Annotated in this window: 16 protein-coding genes and 2 pseudogenes; 9 read left to right on the top strand and 9 right to left on the bottom strand. The window is 42.4% G+C overall.

Annotation, left to right across the window (positions count from 1 at the left end; translation table 11 throughout):
- Positions 1 to 330 precede the first annotated feature (330 nt).
- From MV676_RS03100 to tnpB, 7 genes and pseudogenes are all read right to left on the bottom strand, one after another.
- Positions 331 to 747 (bottom strand): PIN domain-containing protein, encoded by a 417-nt coding sequence (locus tag MV676_RS03100; protein WP_297445188.1) that lies wholly within the window; start codon positions 745 to 747, stop codon positions 331 to 333.
- Positions 748 to 970: 223 nt separating this feature from the next.
- Positions 971 to 1,456, bottom strand: a complete 486-nt coding sequence (locus MV676_RS03105) for a hypothetical protein (protein ID WP_297445190.1) — start codon at positions 1,454 to 1,456, stop codon at positions 971 to 973.
- 9 nt (positions 1,457 to 1,465) lie between these two features.
- Positions 1,466 to 3,247, bottom strand: coding sequence for a three-Cys-motif partner protein TcmP (gene tcmP / locus MV676_RS03110; RefSeq protein ID WP_297445192.1), 1,782 nt, complete (start codon positions 3,245 to 3,247; stop codon positions 1,466 to 1,468).
- On the bottom strand, positions 3,241 to 4,614 hold the full coding sequence (locus tag MV676_RS03115) for a hypothetical protein (RefSeq protein WP_297445195.1): 1,374 nt from the start codon (positions 4,612 to 4,614) through the stop codon (positions 3,241 to 3,243). Before MV676_RS03115 ends, tcmP begins: the two co-directional genes overlap by 7 nt.
- A gap of 3 nt (positions 4,615 to 4,617) precedes the next feature.
- Positions 4,618 to 4,830: a hypothetical protein gene (locus MV676_RS03120; RefSeq protein WP_297445197.1), complete on the bottom strand. Its 213-nt coding sequence runs from the start codon at positions 4,828 to 4,830 to the stop codon at positions 4,618 to 4,620.
- A 70-nt stretch (positions 4,831 to 4,900) separates the two neighbouring features.
- Positions 4,901 to 5,170 carry a zinc ribbon domain-containing protein gene (locus MV676_RS09420; protein ID WP_343214955.1) on the bottom strand — a complete coding sequence of 90 codons (270 nt, stop codon included), beginning with the start codon at positions 5,168 to 5,170 and terminating at the stop codon, positions 4,901 to 4,903.
- Positions 5,171 to 5,255: 85 nt separating this feature from the next.
- Positions 5,256 to 6,437, bottom strand: a pseudogene (gene tnpB / locus MV676_RS03125) (IS200/IS605 family element RNA-guided endonuclease TnpB).
- A 166-nt stretch (positions 6,438 to 6,603) separates the two neighbouring features.
- Here tnpB and MV676_RS03130 point away from each other — a divergent pair.
- From MV676_RS03130 to MV676_RS03170, 9 genes are all read left to right on the top strand, one after another.
- A complete protein-coding gene (locus MV676_RS03130) occupies positions 6,604 to 7,008 on the top strand; it encodes a transposase (protein ID WP_297445200.1) in 405 nt (134 codons plus the stop codon).
- Positions 7,005 to 7,646 carry a transposase gene (locus MV676_RS03135; protein ID WP_297445203.1) on the top strand — a complete coding sequence of 214 codons (642 nt, stop codon included), beginning with the start codon at positions 7,005 to 7,007 and terminating at the stop codon, positions 7,644 to 7,646. The genes MV676_RS03130 and MV676_RS03135 overlap by 4 nt, the downstream gene beginning before the upstream one ends.
- A gap of 23 nt (positions 7,647 to 7,669) precedes the next feature.
- The gene (locus MV676_RS03140) at positions 7,670 to 7,921 is read left to right on the top strand and encodes a hypothetical protein (RefSeq protein ID WP_297445207.1); all 252 of its coding nucleotides are present in this window, start codon (positions 7,670 to 7,672) and stop codon (positions 7,919 to 7,921) included.
- 32 nt (positions 7,922 to 7,953) lie between these two features.
- Complete coding sequence (locus tag MV676_RS03145) at positions 7,954 to 8,586, top strand: IS607 family transposase (protein ID WP_297445211.1); 633 nt, start codon at positions 7,954 to 7,956, stop codon at positions 8,584 to 8,586.
- Positions 8,558 to 9,235 carry a hypothetical protein gene (locus MV676_RS03150; RefSeq protein WP_297445213.1) on the top strand — a complete coding sequence of 226 codons (678 nt, stop codon included), beginning with the start codon at positions 8,558 to 8,560 and terminating at the stop codon, positions 9,233 to 9,235. Before MV676_RS03145 ends, MV676_RS03150 begins: the two co-directional genes overlap by 29 nt.
- Positions 9,236 to 9,297: 62 nt before the next feature.
- Entirely contained in the window at positions 9,298 to 10,104 is an 807-nt protein-coding gene (locus tag MV676_RS03155) for a transposase (protein ID WP_297445214.1), read from the top strand.
- Positions 10,105 to 10,141: 37 nt separating this feature from the next.
- The gene (locus MV676_RS03160) at positions 10,142 to 10,909 is read left to right on the top strand and encodes a ParB N-terminal domain-containing protein (protein WP_343214956.1); all 768 of its coding nucleotides are present in this window, start codon (positions 10,142 to 10,144) and stop codon (positions 10,907 to 10,909) included.
- 688 nt (positions 10,910 to 11,597) lie between these two features.
- Entirely contained in the window at positions 11,598 to 12,200 is a 603-nt protein-coding gene (locus MV676_RS03165; RefSeq protein ID WP_297445216.1) for an IS607 family transposase, read from the top strand.
- On the top strand, positions 12,187 to 13,785 hold the full coding sequence (locus tag MV676_RS03170) for a transposase (RefSeq protein ID WP_297445218.1): 1,599 nt from the start codon (positions 12,187 to 12,189) through the stop codon (positions 13,783 to 13,785). The genes MV676_RS03165 and MV676_RS03170 overlap by 14 nt, the downstream gene beginning before the upstream one ends.
- A gap of 201 nt (positions 13,786 to 13,986) precedes the next feature.
- Here the strand turns inward: MV676_RS03170 and MV676_RS09425 are convergent.
- Positions 13,987 to 14,163, bottom strand: a pseudogene (locus MV676_RS09425) (ParA family protein); the annotation flags it as partial.
- Entirely contained in the window at positions 14,135 to 15,064 is a 930-nt protein-coding gene (locus tag MV676_RS03180; protein WP_343214957.1) for a DnaA/Hda family protein, read from the bottom strand. The pseudogene MV676_RS09425 and the gene MV676_RS03180, both read right to left, overlap by 29 nt.
- Positions 15,065 to 15,199 lie beyond the last annotated feature (135 nt).

The following is a 15,199-nucleotide window of genomic DNA, read 5'->3' on the forward strand; positions in this document are numbered from 1 at the left end:
TCAAACCATAACGAGAAAGTATCTTTTTAGCTTCCTCTTTGATGTCAGCATTAAGGTAAAGATTACTTCTCTCCTTTTTACCAGCCACACCCATTTCAATCCTCCAAGCTTTTGTATTAAATATACACAAACTTTGTGTTATTACAATATTAACTCTCAACTCTGGCACAGGGAGTTTTTAAAAATTACCCCTTCTTGTTTGTCGGAGGTGGAGATTTCAGGGGAATTTTTGAGGTAACTCCATCTTGAACGATTAAACCCTCATACCGCTTATGTTTACCCCTTTGAAGCCCCTGAGGATTACCACGTCAGCGCGTCAGAAGGGCAGTTTTATACGCCTTCCCCCAGGAGAATAATCCTGGGGCGTTTCCAGGAAACGGCTTTGAAATGAGGGTCAACAGTGTAAAAGCTGTCACTTCCAGATCCCTTGCAGGTTGTGTATATAAGCGCACCTGCCGCAGGAAGACCTGTTCCGTGAGAGATAGAAGCTGCCTCAAGTGCCAGCTCCCTATCCACAGACTCGACCTGGAACAGCACAGGCCAGCTGCGCTCCAGGACTTCATAGGCCTGTCGATCTATTAAGCCCCGCAGAGCCAGGCGCCGAAGTTCAAAAACAACTATTACAGACACCACGTCAACCACTTCACCCTCAATGATCCTGTTGTAAACCTCTGCTGCTTCCTGGAAGCCTAGCAGTAGCTTCACAAAGAAACCAGTATCAAGCCCTATCTTATCCCTGATCTCCACTCTCCACGGATTTTCTCAAGTTCTTTTAAAGCCGCTTCTTCATCCACCCTGGGACGTTTCCTGACAAGGCGAACCAGCTCTTCGCCCGCGAGTCTCTTTCGCTCATAAAGGCTCCCAAAATTTTCCCTTTCTCGTCTCATTTCGTGGCGATACAGAAAAGTTTTGATGCTCACAGGTATAAAACCATTAATGAAATCGAAAAAATGGCTCTACGGGCCTGAAATCAAATCGGATTTCCAAAAAGAAGCAGTTCTTCTATCTGAGCGACGTTTTTTTCGCTTACATAGAATTCCACCAGGTAGGAGAAGTAGTTTTTCTTTTTCTTTAAGAGAGTGGCTTTTGCTTTGAGAACGTTTCCCGGAAGCACCTTCTCTCTGAAGACGGCTTTTGTTATCTTCACGGGACACGTGGTGTGTCCGTGAAACACAACGGAATGCCAGCCGCACGCGTTTGCAGCAAACTCTATCATCACGGTGGCCGGCATGAGAGCTTCAAACCGCAGGTGTCCCATCCAGCAATAATCGGTACCAGTTACGCCTTTGAGTGCCTCTACGCACTTTTCGTCGGCATAAACTATGCTGTCCAGATGCCACATGTGTTCAGGTACAGCAAGAATGCGGCCGAGACGCTCTTCCATCACGCGTCTGGCCGCGGTTCTGTCAAGATCTTTTATCACCATCATTGCTCTTCGTTCTGCTTCTATTCTCATCGCCTCATTTTAGCTATCGTAGCTATTAAAAATATCTTTCGTGTTCTCTTTGCTGTACGGTGTACCAAATTTAATGTGATATTTTACGTGGTGCTTTTCACAAAACTCTATAACTTTTTTTGCAATTTTCTGATAAAATTCTTCGCCATTTTCGAAGTTTTTACTTTGAATGTTATAATTTATTTTGCCAAATATTATCTTGTCTACAAAACTTATCCTTTCTAATAAACACTCTATATCTTCAGCTGTTTCATCTAAATTCGGAGTTGGGTACGGTTCTATGCTCACCCAGGTTTTTAATCCATTACTATGGAGCATATACAAGGAGTTTATCCGTTTTTCATAAGGTGCAGAGTAAGGTTCGAATTTCTTTTTAAACCTGTCATTTAAAGAAACAAGTGTTATTCCGTATTCATTATCTTTCATAAAGTTCATTTTTAAAATTTCCTCAGGATAAAACCCTTTAGTCAAAGTAGTTACTCTGATACCGCTTTCGTTAAGTAACCCAATTATCTGTAGAGTTAACTCCTTAACCTCTGGAATTAAATCGCCGGTTTCAATGTCATACATAAAAGGATCTGTCATGAAGGAAAGGTGAACAAAATTTATATCATTTTTATACTTCTCAAGCTCTTTTTCTAAAATTTCCAGCGCATTTCCTGCAACGCGCGGCTTTCTCCAATCGTTATAATTTTTTACCCATCCAAACCTTCTGGCCATCATCATAGCATAGCAAGGGAATTTGCATCCATGGGCACATCCTATTATGTGGTTTATTGTCCAGTCTCCATATTCAACCTTTGTTCGATAGAGAAGGTTTTTCCTCTTAATAAAAGTTACCGTTTTGCTGCTCTTAGGGGAAATTTCAAGAATTGATCCTACATAAAATTCTCTCCCGAACAACGTGGGACCCTTTACTTTCTCCTTTTGTCTTGCGTAAATGTCCTTAACAATTTCAACTATTTTCTGATTTCTGGAGGCGAAAAGAAGATAATACAAATCATCTTTTCTATCAGGATATTCAACGTCGTATCCCACTACACATAGACTCTTATCTGTATATACTGCATTTACATAACTCCTCAGAACTTCTAAGTCCTCAGGTCTCTTCTCTTTAATTATCTCAACATCATGACCTAAGAAGTCTTTTAATGTACTAACTGTTTTTATCTCTCTTTTACTTAGTTCTTCTCCTCTTGCCAGTTTACTTGCAACACCACTTGTTCTCCTTACTCCTTCTAAAATATAGTTAAACAAAATATCTTTCAGATTTCTGAGTCTGATTATTTTCTCCATTGTAGTTCTTCTTATCTGAAGTCCTGTAGGATCCACTAAGATAAACAATGGGTTTCTGTTTGAATTTGCAATTTGTGAAATCACTTCATCTATTCTCTCGTTGCAATCCCCTCTTAGTATTTGGTATTCAATAACTTCGTTCAGTTCGGGATTTTTATCTAAAAAAGATTCCACTTCATTTTTTAGTTTACCGTAATTTCTGCTATTCTTCTCAATTCCAAATAAATAGATTTTTATGTTTTTGCTTTTCAATTTGATTATCTGAGAATTAATTGTTTCAAGAAATATGAGAAACGAGCCTGGCACTTTTTTGCCGCTATCGATATAGAAACCCTGCCCAGCAAATAAATCTATCACATACCATTCTTTACATACCCAGCTTTGAGCCTGCCATATAGTTAGCCACATATTAAAAATCTTCTTTATAAGTTCAAGCTTTGTCTTCGTTGAGAGTCTGTTTGTTATGTCCCATAAACCGCCCTCTGTTTTCACCACACGAACTCCTCTCCGGATTCCTCTCTCTTCTTCTCTTTTTTCTTCCTCACGTACTCCACGTGTTCGTGTTTCGGATACTTTGCAAAATCTTCAGGTGTCCAGTACTCCCAGCAGGAGTGCTCTTTCTTCACGGTGAGATAGCATTCGTCAGGCAGATGATCTCTGTAAAACTGCATTCTTGTATCCCACCACTCGTCTGCCGTAACGCGCCCGTACTTGTACACCTTGGGACACCTCTTCTCTATCTCTCCCCAGTAGTAGTTGTAAAGCTTGAGAGAGTGCTCAGCCACCATGTTGTCAGGAGAGGTAATTCCCTCGTCTTTTATCCACTTCTCAAGCTCCTCGTCCGTGTCCCCGGTTATCTTTTTCATCACGTACCACTTGGTGAGAAGAGCGGCGTTTCTTAATCCTACTATATAGTTAACATTAGCAGCAATGCAACCGAAATAGAGTTGGGAGCAAAGTCTCACAAACTTTTCCTTTTTTTTCTCAAGCAATTTTGATGATTCTTCTATTAGCTTCTCAATATCATCCGATGGCCTACAACTGGCAAGGAGTTTCGCAAAATTTCCGTCTTTCCTTTTCAGTATTTTTAGAAACTTTCTTTTACGCCTACATGCCTTCGTTTTGCAGGCCTTATCCTCTACGCAAAAAGTAAGCGGCGCTCCTGTGAAAATACTACAAAAAAGAGGCGTTTTTCCTTTAGGGACATCAGCAAAATCAAACCTAAAAATATCCGCTCCAGAAGGCAACGATGCAAAAACTTTGCTTTTCTGATCTCCATAAATTATCTCCCCATCGAAAATTTCCTGATACCAATTTTCAAAGTCATCCAAACCATACATATTTCTATAAAAGAACGCCTGTGGGTAAATAGGAATAAAGGGTGCCATTACCATTCCTATTATAAAGCTACCCAACCAATTTTCGCACTGTTGTGGCCTAAAAAATCTTGGCTTTATTTCCCCTCGCACAATTAAGCTGTTTTGTGGACATTCCGGCCACCAGTAAATTTCCGTTCTGTACGGTTTCATGTAGTAGCTGAAGACGTCTTCAGCAGTTTCTTCCCACGTTTTGCCCAGTTCGGTACCGGCTATACCTAACCTGTTCTTATAACAAGTTAAGTTAAAGAAAGAAGCTATGTCTTTTCTTACATCTTCATAGCTACACCAAGTGAAATTTACAGGCATTCCATAAGGCACATAAAAGATTCCCTTGCCAGGTTTTAGATCTAAACACAACCTGATGGAATAACCGTTTACTTTACCCTTTCCACCTGGCGGATTATAGTACATTCGCCTACTAAGCTTGCTTGCAGAACAACCAATTAAGCTTGCGACCAAAAGAAAAACCACAAGCTTCCTCACTTATTACCTCCCGGCTCTTTCTCTCTCAATCTCTTCGAGTTCATGCCTTCTGCTGTTCACGTATTTGTGCAACACGCTTCGCATAAGTGTTTGATAAGGCAAACCATCCTTTTCCGCAAGCTTCTTCAGAGCGTCAAGATCCTCCGGATAGATTCTCAAACTCACCATAACAAGAGGTACTCTCTTATAGTTCGCAAACCTGTCGTATCCCACCATCATTCCCTCCTTCCTCTCGTGATTACCGCTCTTCTTCGTTCAGCCTGATGCCTTGGCTTTTTTCAGTGACCTACTCCACCTTACAGAAGGTGGAGCTTCCCGCTTCGCAGAGTGATGCCTCGTAGACCGGACAGATGTCCGTTCCGCCGGCAAAGCACTCTCCACGGGCTTCAGTTCGGGTCGGCCCGACCCTACCGCCCGTGAGGCGGGCGAGACCGTATAGGTACAGATTTGTTGCTGCATTTATGTCCCTATCATGCTCAGTTCTACAAACAGGATAAGTCCAGTTCCTATCCAATAAGGTGAGGTTGCCGTGTTTGTAACCACAGACTGAACACAACTAGGTGAACGGATAGTTCCGGGGCGCTTTTATCAGCGTTCTTCTATACCTTTCCGCTCTGTATTCCAAGAACGTGAACTACTCCTCATTGAAATGAGGAGCTTCCCGCTTCAACGAGTGCAACTGCACTCTCCACGGGCGTAAGTTCGGGCTGTTCCAGCCCTACCGCTCGTAAGGTGAGCGACCCCTTTAGTATCTTCAGTCCTTCCTTTAGCAGGTTTATGGTCGCGTTGTAGTCCCTATCGTGTTCTGTTCCACAGTTGGGACACTTCCACTTCCTATCAGATAGTTTGAGGTCTTCGTTCTTGTATCCACACTTAGAGCAGAGCTTTGAAGAAGGATAGAACGGACTTACCTTGATGAATTTCCTTCCGTAGAGCTTTGCTTTATACTCCAGATAGGAGATGAACCTCCTCCAGCTCGCATCTGCTATGTGTTTGGCAAGGTTGCTGTTTTTGAGTAATCCCTTGACGTTTAAGTCCTCTACTATTACGGCTTGGTTATCGCCGATTATCCTCTTGCTTAGCTTGTGGAGAAAATCGTTCCTTTGGTTTACTACCTTCTCGTGAAGTTTCGCTATTTTTCTTTGAAGTTTAAGGTATTTATTGCTACCTTTTACCTTCCTTGATAGTTTCCTCTGGAGCTTCTTAAGTTTTTCTTCCGTCTTTAACAGGTTTCTCGGGTTTTCTATCTTTTCCCCTGTTGACAGAGTACAGAAGTGGGTAAGTCCTACATCTATCGCTACTACTCTGTCCGTCTCCGGTAGTGGTTCTATCTCTCTGTCAACGAGAATGTTAAGGTAGAACCTGCCCGATGGAAGTTTGGTTATTTAAATGCTTTTTATCTTTCCTTCTATCTCTCTATGCTTTTTGAACTTTATCGGTGTTTTGAGTTTCGGTATTTTGATTTTGTCTCCTTCTATGCGAAAGTGTTGAGGTGTTGATACGCTGTTTACTTTCTTTTTGCTTTTGAACTTTGGAAATCCAGCTATTCCTTTAAAGAAGTTTTTGAACGCTCTATCAAGCCACTTTACAGCCTCTTGGAGTGATTGACTGTTGGCTTCTTTGAGAAAGGGAAACTCCTCTTTAAGCTTAGGTAAGAGCTTTTTATACTCATAGTAGTTCCACTTCTTACCCTCTGCTTCGTAATCCTTCTTTGCCATTTCAAGGAGCTTGTTGTAAACAAACCTGCAATGCCCTATCTGACGGTTCAGGAATTCTACCTGTTCCTTCTTGGGATAAAGCCTGAACCGGTAAACGTATAGCATTCGCTTATTCCTCAGCCTTTTTGGTTAATTTATATTCAGCACTCAACCGGAACAACAGCTTACGCCGTGCGCTGTACGCTGCTTTGAAAAGCAGAGGATTAGCGCAAAATTTGTCCTAAATGAACTTAAAGAAACTTTTCCGTAGCTCTCAGAAATCCATTATTTGATGCTACAACAGGCTCTCAAGGACTCAGAAAGAGCATATCAAAACTTTCTATCCAGCAGAGTTTTCCGTCCAAAGCTTAAGAAGAAAAATTGCCATCTCTCCTTCCGATACGTGCAGGGAGAGAAGCTTGAGAGAAACCGTATATATCTTACCAAGATAGGTTGGTTCAGGCTGTTCCCCTCAAGAGAGATACCAAAAGACGCTGAAATAGGAGAAACAACTGTTATCAAAGAACCCGACGGCTGGTATGTGTCCATAGTAGTAAAAGGAAACTTCTACAAGTATGCTGAAACCAGCGGTATAGTTGGTATGGACGTTGACATCAGAGACTTCGCCTGTCTATTAAATGGGACAAAAATAGAACATCCCCGTGTGCTTAATAAGTGGATTAAAAAACTTGCATGAGAGCAAAAAAAGCTAGCAAGAAAAAGAAGTTCTCAAAAAGATGGCGCAAGCAGGCACAGAGAGTTGCACGCATAATGCAAAAGATAGCTTGTATCAGGCATGATTTTCTGCATAAGCTTTCCACTGGCATAGCCAAAAGCCACGGCATGGTACTGGAAGACCTGAAAATCAGAAACATGAGCAAGTGTGCCAAAGGAAAGGGAGCAACTGCTAAAAGCAAGTTCAACAGGCTGATTCAGGACTTGGGCTGGGGAAAGTTCTTGAGAATGCTGGAATACAAATGCGAGCAGTATTGGCAGGTGTTTTTGAAGGTTTCTCCGCCGCACACCAGCCATACCTGCTCTGCTTGCGGTTTTGCTCATCCAGAAAACAGAAGGGGCAAGGTTTTTGTTTGTCCCAGATGCGGACACAAAGAAGACGCTGGCGTTAACGCTGCAAGAGTGATACTGCAAAAAGACTTGGCAATTTTAGGTTTTGGTACCGCCGGGCCGTCGGGAAGTGACGCCTGTGGAGAGGGCAACAGCGGCGGAACGGGCATCAACCAGGTCTACGAGCCGTCCCTTGCTAAAGCGGGAATCCCACGACTAAAGCCGTGGGAGGGTCAAGAAACAGTGATTTATTATGAAGAGGAAGCTTAGATTGAAGAAACGGGAGGTAGGCCATGATTAGAAAAAGAAAAGTAACTCTTGATCCGGAAAAACTCACAAGAGTTATACACTCTACGGAGAAAAAAGACGGAGTTTCTCCCTTTTCCCGCGTCGGAACAAGCTCTCTTGCAGGTGCTAGAAAACTGGTGAAAATCCCAGTAAAAGACAAAAAGATTGGAGAGCAGGTGAGAAAAACCGTTGACGAAGAATCTCTGAAAGAACTTGCTGAGGACATAAGACAGAACGGGTATTTGACAGTCACTTGATTTCTTAATCATACTATCCTATACTTTATCACATGGAACGCATGTATCGCATAGGAGAAGCTGCCAGAATACTGGGAGTATCTCCTTCTACGCTTAGGCGCTGGGACAAAGAGGGAAAGATAAAGCCCATTCGGATAGGTAGGGATCGTCTGTATCCAGAGAGTACGCTTCTTAAGCTTCTTGGTCGGGAGTTGTCCAATGCGGTAGCGATATATGCTCGTGTGTCATCCCACGATCAGAAGAAGGATCTTGAAACGCAACTTGAGTTCCTGCGTTGTGCTGTGGCAGGCAAATACGAAGAGGTTTACGAAGTCAAAGACATAGCCAGCGGCATCAAAGGCAACCGCAAAGGACTTTTGAAGCTCATTGAGCTTGCAAAGACAAAGAAAATAAGAACCATAGCGATTACATATCCTGATAGATTGACCCGATTTGGCTTTGAAGCTTTCAGGGAGTTTTTCAAAGGCTTTGGCGTGGAGATTATTGTCCTGAACGGAGAGGATCAAAAAGAACCAGAAAAGGAACTGATAGAGGATCTCATAGCTATTCTCACCTCCTTTGCGGGGAAGCTATACGGAATGCGTAACAGAAAGCTTAAAAGCTGGACGAAGGAACTCAAACAGGTGAGAAAGACCCTTGAAGAGCAAGAGCAAGAGCAAGAATAAGCTAACACTTGCATACGAAACCTTTCTTCCCCGCTGGAGCTATCCGTATTTCAGAAGGCTTCTGTCCATACACAGGACTTATGGCAACATCTTGCTTAAGCGATTCTGGAGCGAAGAGTGGATAGAAAGACTAAAGAACTCAAACAACCCATGGAAGCCCATAGACGAAGCAACAGCAAGACCAAAGCACATACCAAGTAGGGTGTGGAGAAACATTTGCTTAACCGTTGGTAGCGTTCTCAAGTCTTCTGCTGAAAGAAAGGATCTAATTGAGAAGCTACTTGCAAAGCCACATCTGATAGATGCTCCTGCTCACAAAGCAGTGAAAGAACTCGGCTATGACAGGCTGTTTGTGGAGAATGTGCAGGAGCAACTTAGAAACTACAGGGCGAAGCACGGTAAGCTACCCGGAAGCTTCTTTGAGCTTGGTGTCCCAAGACTGAAAGGCATAGAATTTCCCACCGGAGCTGATGATAGCATTGGTAACGGGCAGTTTAAGAAGCTTCAGATAGCAAACGGCAGGTATTATCTGAAGATCAAACTACCCGTTACATGGCGGAAGTGGAGGTGGTTTACGATAGAGGGAGCTGTACCCAAATCAGTGTTAGCTCATCTTGAAACCGTGCAAAGCTTCTTGCGCCGTCCATAGTCAAAAGGAAGAGAAAGAACGGCGAAACCTACTATGCGCTCAAGCTTGTGCTTGAGGTGCCTGTGGAAACATTTGAGCTTACCGAAAAAGTGCTTGGAATAGATCTTGCTCCCGGAATCAAAAGACTGGGCGTTGCGGTAATCCATGACGGTGCCAGCCATTCTGTGCCTGTGTTCTTCAAGGCTGAAAGGCTGGTGAGAAAGGTAATGCGCATACAAAAAGAAATAGATCGCCTTGAGCACAAGATAGATGAAGCCTACATCAGGAAGGACTTTGACAGGATACCACACCTTGTTGCAGAGCAAAGAAGAAGGAGAAACAAAACACGAAACCTGAGAAAGCAAATACTTGAGACCTTTGTTAACGAGGTGATTCTGGTAGCTATCACCAACGACTGCAATGTAATAGTCATAGAAAACCTTTCGGGTATAAAGGTGCCTGAGTGGAGAAACAAAGCGTTGAGATTTCTCTTTTCTCAATGGTTCTACTCAAGGTTTGAGGCAAAACTCAGGCAGAAAGCAAAGCTACACGGTATCAAGGTAATGTCTATTAAACCTTACGGGACAAGCGTGTATTGCTCTACCTGCGGAAACAAGCTTTCAGGCAAGGGCTTACATCTTGAATGCAAAACCTGTAAAAAGACTTGGGACAGAGACTACAACGCTGCCGTAAACGTAGCAGTCAAAGGCTTCAAGATAACCACGGGGCGTGGGCAAGCCGAGGGGCAGTGCTCTGAGGCTGTCAGGCTGAATGAACCGTTGCGCCTGACTCCACGTCCCACCGTGGAAGTTGAAAAAGCTGATTGCTCTTACCACGCTGATTGCTTATCTCAAAGTGGTAAAGGTTTCCATACTTGCTCATCTGATTAAGAAAGACAAAAGCTGATAAGGAAAATGGCAACGGCTCATACATCCCATAGTGGTGACTGAAGACGCGGACGGCTCCTATAAGCTCGTAGCAGGATACAGGAGATTGTGCGCCGTTAGAGACATACTCGGCTGGGAAGCTGTTTACGCCGTGGTTATTCCTGAAGTGGACATGAAGGAAGAAGGTAAGCTCACCAGAATACAGATTTCGGAAAACGTGAAAAGAAAAGATCTCACCACTGGAGAACTTGCTATTGAGGTGGGAGAGTACGTTTACAAACAGTTCATTGCAATCCACGGACAGATGGATAGAAAACAATTCATCAACTACTTAACAAAAAACGGCGTGTTTTATGGCAGAGTGAATAGAGTAAAGGACGAAAATTTGAAGCCTTTTCTCCTGAAGGTCTGTTCCGATTTTGGTTTCGCATGGTTAAAGCTGGTTTCCCTCTTGTGGCTGTGGAGCGCCGATGAGAAATACAGAAACAAACTGCTCGAAGCTAAAAACGTGGAGATTTCCCACTGTACTGTAGCACATAGCCACGGCATCTCTCCAGATGAGTTTGTCGAAAAGTACGTTCCAAAGATTGAAAGTGGCCTTTCCGCAAGAGAGCTCAATCAGCTTCTGAAAAACGAAAAATCTAAAAAAGAAAAACCAAAAGTCGCTGGCGAGGAAAAAGTGTTGCAGAAAATCACCAACTTCTCAAGCGCAATCAAAAGAAGCAAATACGTTAAGTATAATCCCGAGTTAAGAAGACGAATAGCAGAAGAACTTCGCAGGCTTGCAGACGAACTGGAAGGTATGTAGGGCCAGTTTGTCCAAACGTTGGGACAAACGAGAAACTAAAGATTTATCAATTACTTAATTGATGTTGGCATCTTTTTTGCTATACTGTTTTGCATAGAAAAATAGAAAAGCGATAGAAAAGTTTATTTTTGAGACGGCAGGGAAATAGAACGCCGCTCTGTTCTGGTAAGCACCTGTGGTACCAACAACATAGCTGAGTGGCAGGGGTTAATTACTGTTTTTGTCTTGCTTCTGGAACTCGTGGAATCCGGAAAGATACGTTCCGGCGTAACCGTCAACGCATACGGCGATTCCAGACTTGTGGTAAACCAGTTCAACGGTACGTGGCGAGTGAACGCGGCACATCTACGTGGATTCTACAGACACGCAAGAATTCTGTATGCTGCTCTCAAAGAGAAGAAGGTGCGTGCCGTAGTGCTGTGGCTCCCGCGTAAACACAACTTGGCGGATCCTGTCGCACACGAAGCTTACGTGAACTACCAGGAAGAAAAAGAACGAGTTAAAGCTCAAGCCCAGTTAGCAAACTATCAGAGCGAGTTCTGTAATAACCACGAAGTGGTGTTGAGAAATCTCGTTAACAACAAGCGGTACCGCGTCTCTCTGAAAACAGGTAAGTGCACGTGCGAGTATAACCACAAACATTTAGCTACACTTGACAATATATAGCAAAAATCCTACATTTCAAGATATGAAAGCAAGAGAAGTCCTGGAGATATTGAGAATATCAAGGTCAACTCTGAGGAAGTTAAGGAAAGAAGGAGTCTTAAAAGCAAAAAGACTCCCCAATGGTCATTATGACTTTGACCCTGAAAGTGTTTACAAGTATCTACTTGAAAAGAGCGGTAAACCAGCAGAGAGGAAAACTGTCATTTACGCAAGAGTATCAACTCCAAAACAGAAACAGGATTTAGTCAATCAGATAGAGGTGGCAAAGAACTTTTGTATAGCAAGAGGATGGAAGATAGATGGGATCTACAAGGATGTAGCAAGTGCTTTAAACTTTGATAAGAGAAAGGATTTTCAACTTTTGCTTAATGAAATACTCTCTTATCGTGTAGCTAAAGTGGTAGTGACGTTTAAAGATAGACTTACAAGAACTGGATTTAGCTTTTTTGAGAACCTGTTTAAGCGTTATGGGGCAGAAGTTGTGGTAATTAACGACTACACAAACGAAAAAAGCGATACGGAAGAGATAATAGAGGAGATAATTACTCTTCTGCATTCGTTTTCAATGAAGTTTTACAGCAACAGGAGAAAGATAAGAAAGGTCTTGGAAGATGTTCTTAAGTAGAATCTTAAGCATAAGAATTTCAGGGAAAGAGAGGAAAGAAAGAGTCAGGAAACTCCTCCTTGACCTTGCTCATTTTAGAAATTTGCTGGTAATCCTGATTAGAAGATATAAAGAGCTCTACGGATACTATCAAACAGACCAGTCAATCCTATACGGACTCTTAGCAGATAGAGAATACTCATCAAAAAAAGAAGAAAAACTCAGAAAGTTTAAAGAAGTAAGAGAAAACATTCTGAAAGACAAAGAACTGGCGGAACTTCTTTTAGCTTTAAAAGAGCAAAAGAAAAGAGTTGATAACAACTACCTGCTTCAACAAGTGATAAGAGATGTGGTAAAAAGTTTTAAGAGTTATAGAAAAGCTTATAAGGAATATCAGAAGAACCCCAAAAAGTTCAAAGGAGTTCCGAGACCTCCTAAACCCAAGAAGCTAAAGTTTTTGATGAACTTTTCAGTAGAGCTAAACGTAAACACATTTGAGCAGTTAGATGACAGGGTTCTGATAAGACTCAGAATTAACAATAAAGAATTTCTAAAAGTTAAACTTCCGAAAGATTTTAACTTTGAAGTTAAAATCTTAAGACTAAAGCTGTTTGGAACAGACGTTTACGTAGATACTGTTTACAAAGTAGAGGTTTCAGAACTACAAACAACAGGGGAATATGTAGCAGGGATAGACTTGGGACTCAACAACCTGATAGCGTTAGTTTCTACAAATCCAGAACTCAAAAGTCTCATAGTTTCGGGGAAAGAGATAAAAGCATTCAATCAGTGGTTCAACAAGGAGAAAGCTAAGCTCCAGTCAGAGATAGATACACTTAAGAACAAGCTTTTCCAAGAAGAAGGGGAGGAAAGACAGAACCTGAAACAACTTCTTACAGAAAAACTCATAAAACTCAAAGAGCTTTCAGCATACAGAAAAAGAAGGATAGACAACGACTTCCACAAGATAAGCAGAAAAGTGATTGACATTTTGAAGGCAACTGACCACAGAAAAATTTACATAGGGAAAGGAGCAACTGAAAGCAAAAGTGGGATAGACATAGGAAAGAGGAATAACCAGCACTTTGTATCAGTTCCGTTCAGGAGACTAATTGAGCTAATCAGGTATAAAGCGGAAGAAGTGGGAATAGAAGTGGAAGAGGTTGATGAATCTTTCACGTCAAAGACATCTCCGTTTGCAGACATACTTCTGGTCAAAGAGAAAGGGAAAGAGTATTTAAAAGCTAAGGAAGAGGGGAATAAGAACCTCATTAAAGAACTTGCAAAACGGCTCAAAGAACTGACACAAGCTGTAAGAAAGTTCAGAGGACAACTAAAGGACAGGATTACAGGTAAGTGCTTTAACGCAGACCTTGTAGGAGCTTACAACATATTGAGAGTGGGAGAGAACTCCCTGAGGCTAATTGAAGACTTGAAACTCTTAATTATCAAGCTCTGTAATCCTGTCAAGTTTAAGCTGATGGAGTTTTTCTACGACAGAGAGAAAGTATCCCGCATTCCCCTAAAGGGAACGGGTAGTAGTTCGCTGAATGCAGGGTTGAGTCCTTTTGACTACCAGTTATGTGGTATTTTAACCACATTTTAATGCATTCGGTAGTCAAAAGGAAGACCTACCGGTGGTTCTCACTTTCAGATCGTAGTCACTGGATTCAAGGCAGTTTGGCAGAAGATAAAACGCTTCGTCCATTGGATCAACAATTGCGTACATGTTCTCTCTTACCACGTTTTCTGTAGGCTCCAGTCCTGCTATGATCACTTCCACCAGCCTGTGAAGCCCGCGTATCAGATAGCCGTTTTCATCCCATTCAAGCTCTTTCGTCGCATGGAGGGAAGCCGTACCCTGCGGATCCGCGTCAATCAGCAATACTCTTTTGCCCCGGTAAGCCAGGAAGCGGGAGAGCATAACGCTTAGAGTGGTTTTACCTACTCCGCCCTTAATGTTTGCCACCGCTATTACTTTCATCCTTCCTCCCTGTTAAGGACTGAAATAAAAGTTTTATTCTATCTTCAACTATCCTGGCTTCCTCTCCCATGGGCTGTCTTCTGAGCCAGTTACTCAGAGCCGCGGATGAAACGTTGAACAGCTTACACACGTCCGCGCGGGGATATCCTTCTTCAACAGCAACCTTGGCAAAGATTTTCTGTATCATGCTGAGATGTCGTGGTTTGCTTCTCTTACTTATCTTATTCTTAAGCACCTCATCCACAATAAGGGGATCGCTGAAAAATTTTTTAACCACCACTTCCCACACGTCCCTGAGTGTGTTCTCGCTTTCCGAAGCCGGACTGGAAAACTTAAGGTGCGGAAACTTCTTGCCAATGATAAACACCACATCGTTCAGCGTTATGGTGGGTTTATTCAGGACGGACAGGTTCCACACAAGAGCTTCCAGGTCCCTGACGTTTGTAAAATCGTACTCCAGCACGTGTTCAATCGCTTCCTTTTCTATGTGTATACCAAACTTTTTCAGACGCGTTTCTACAAAGCAGGCTGTAAAATCTCTGCTCGGCGGGCTTATACGCACATCTCCACGCGTGAGCAGTCTTTGTCTGAGTCTCTCCTCTATGTTACTCCATCCGGCCCAGTACAGGCTGGTGTCGTTGGTGGCTATCACTATTTTGTTAGCGGTTATTGCCTTGTCTATTAACACGAAAAGAAAGGAGCGTGCAGATTCAAGGTTCTCGCTATTGAATGCCTGAAAGTCGTCTATGAATATGGCTTTTGCCTTTGATAGTTCCTGCCTGAAAATTTCTATTTTCTTTTCGGTAAAAGCTCTGTCGATAAGAGAGATAAGAAAATAACCATTGAAAAATGCGATGTTTGTTCCGGATACAAGTAAATTGCAGGCAAGATTTCTTGATATGTCAACAGTTAGTTCACAAAAAGTTCATAGTAGATTAAAAATCCTTTTGTGAATGATTTTGTGAATTAAATGTCATCTGATATTTGGAATAGGTATTTTGCTTTCTAGTAAAATTACTCAAGCAAAGTTTTGTAA

The sequence above is a fragment of the Desulfurobacterium sp. genome (assembly GCF_027028515.1).
In the GTDB taxonomy this organism is placed as follows: domain Bacteria; phylum Aquificota; class Aquificia; order Desulfurobacteriales; family Desulfurobacteriaceae; genus Desulfurobacterium_A.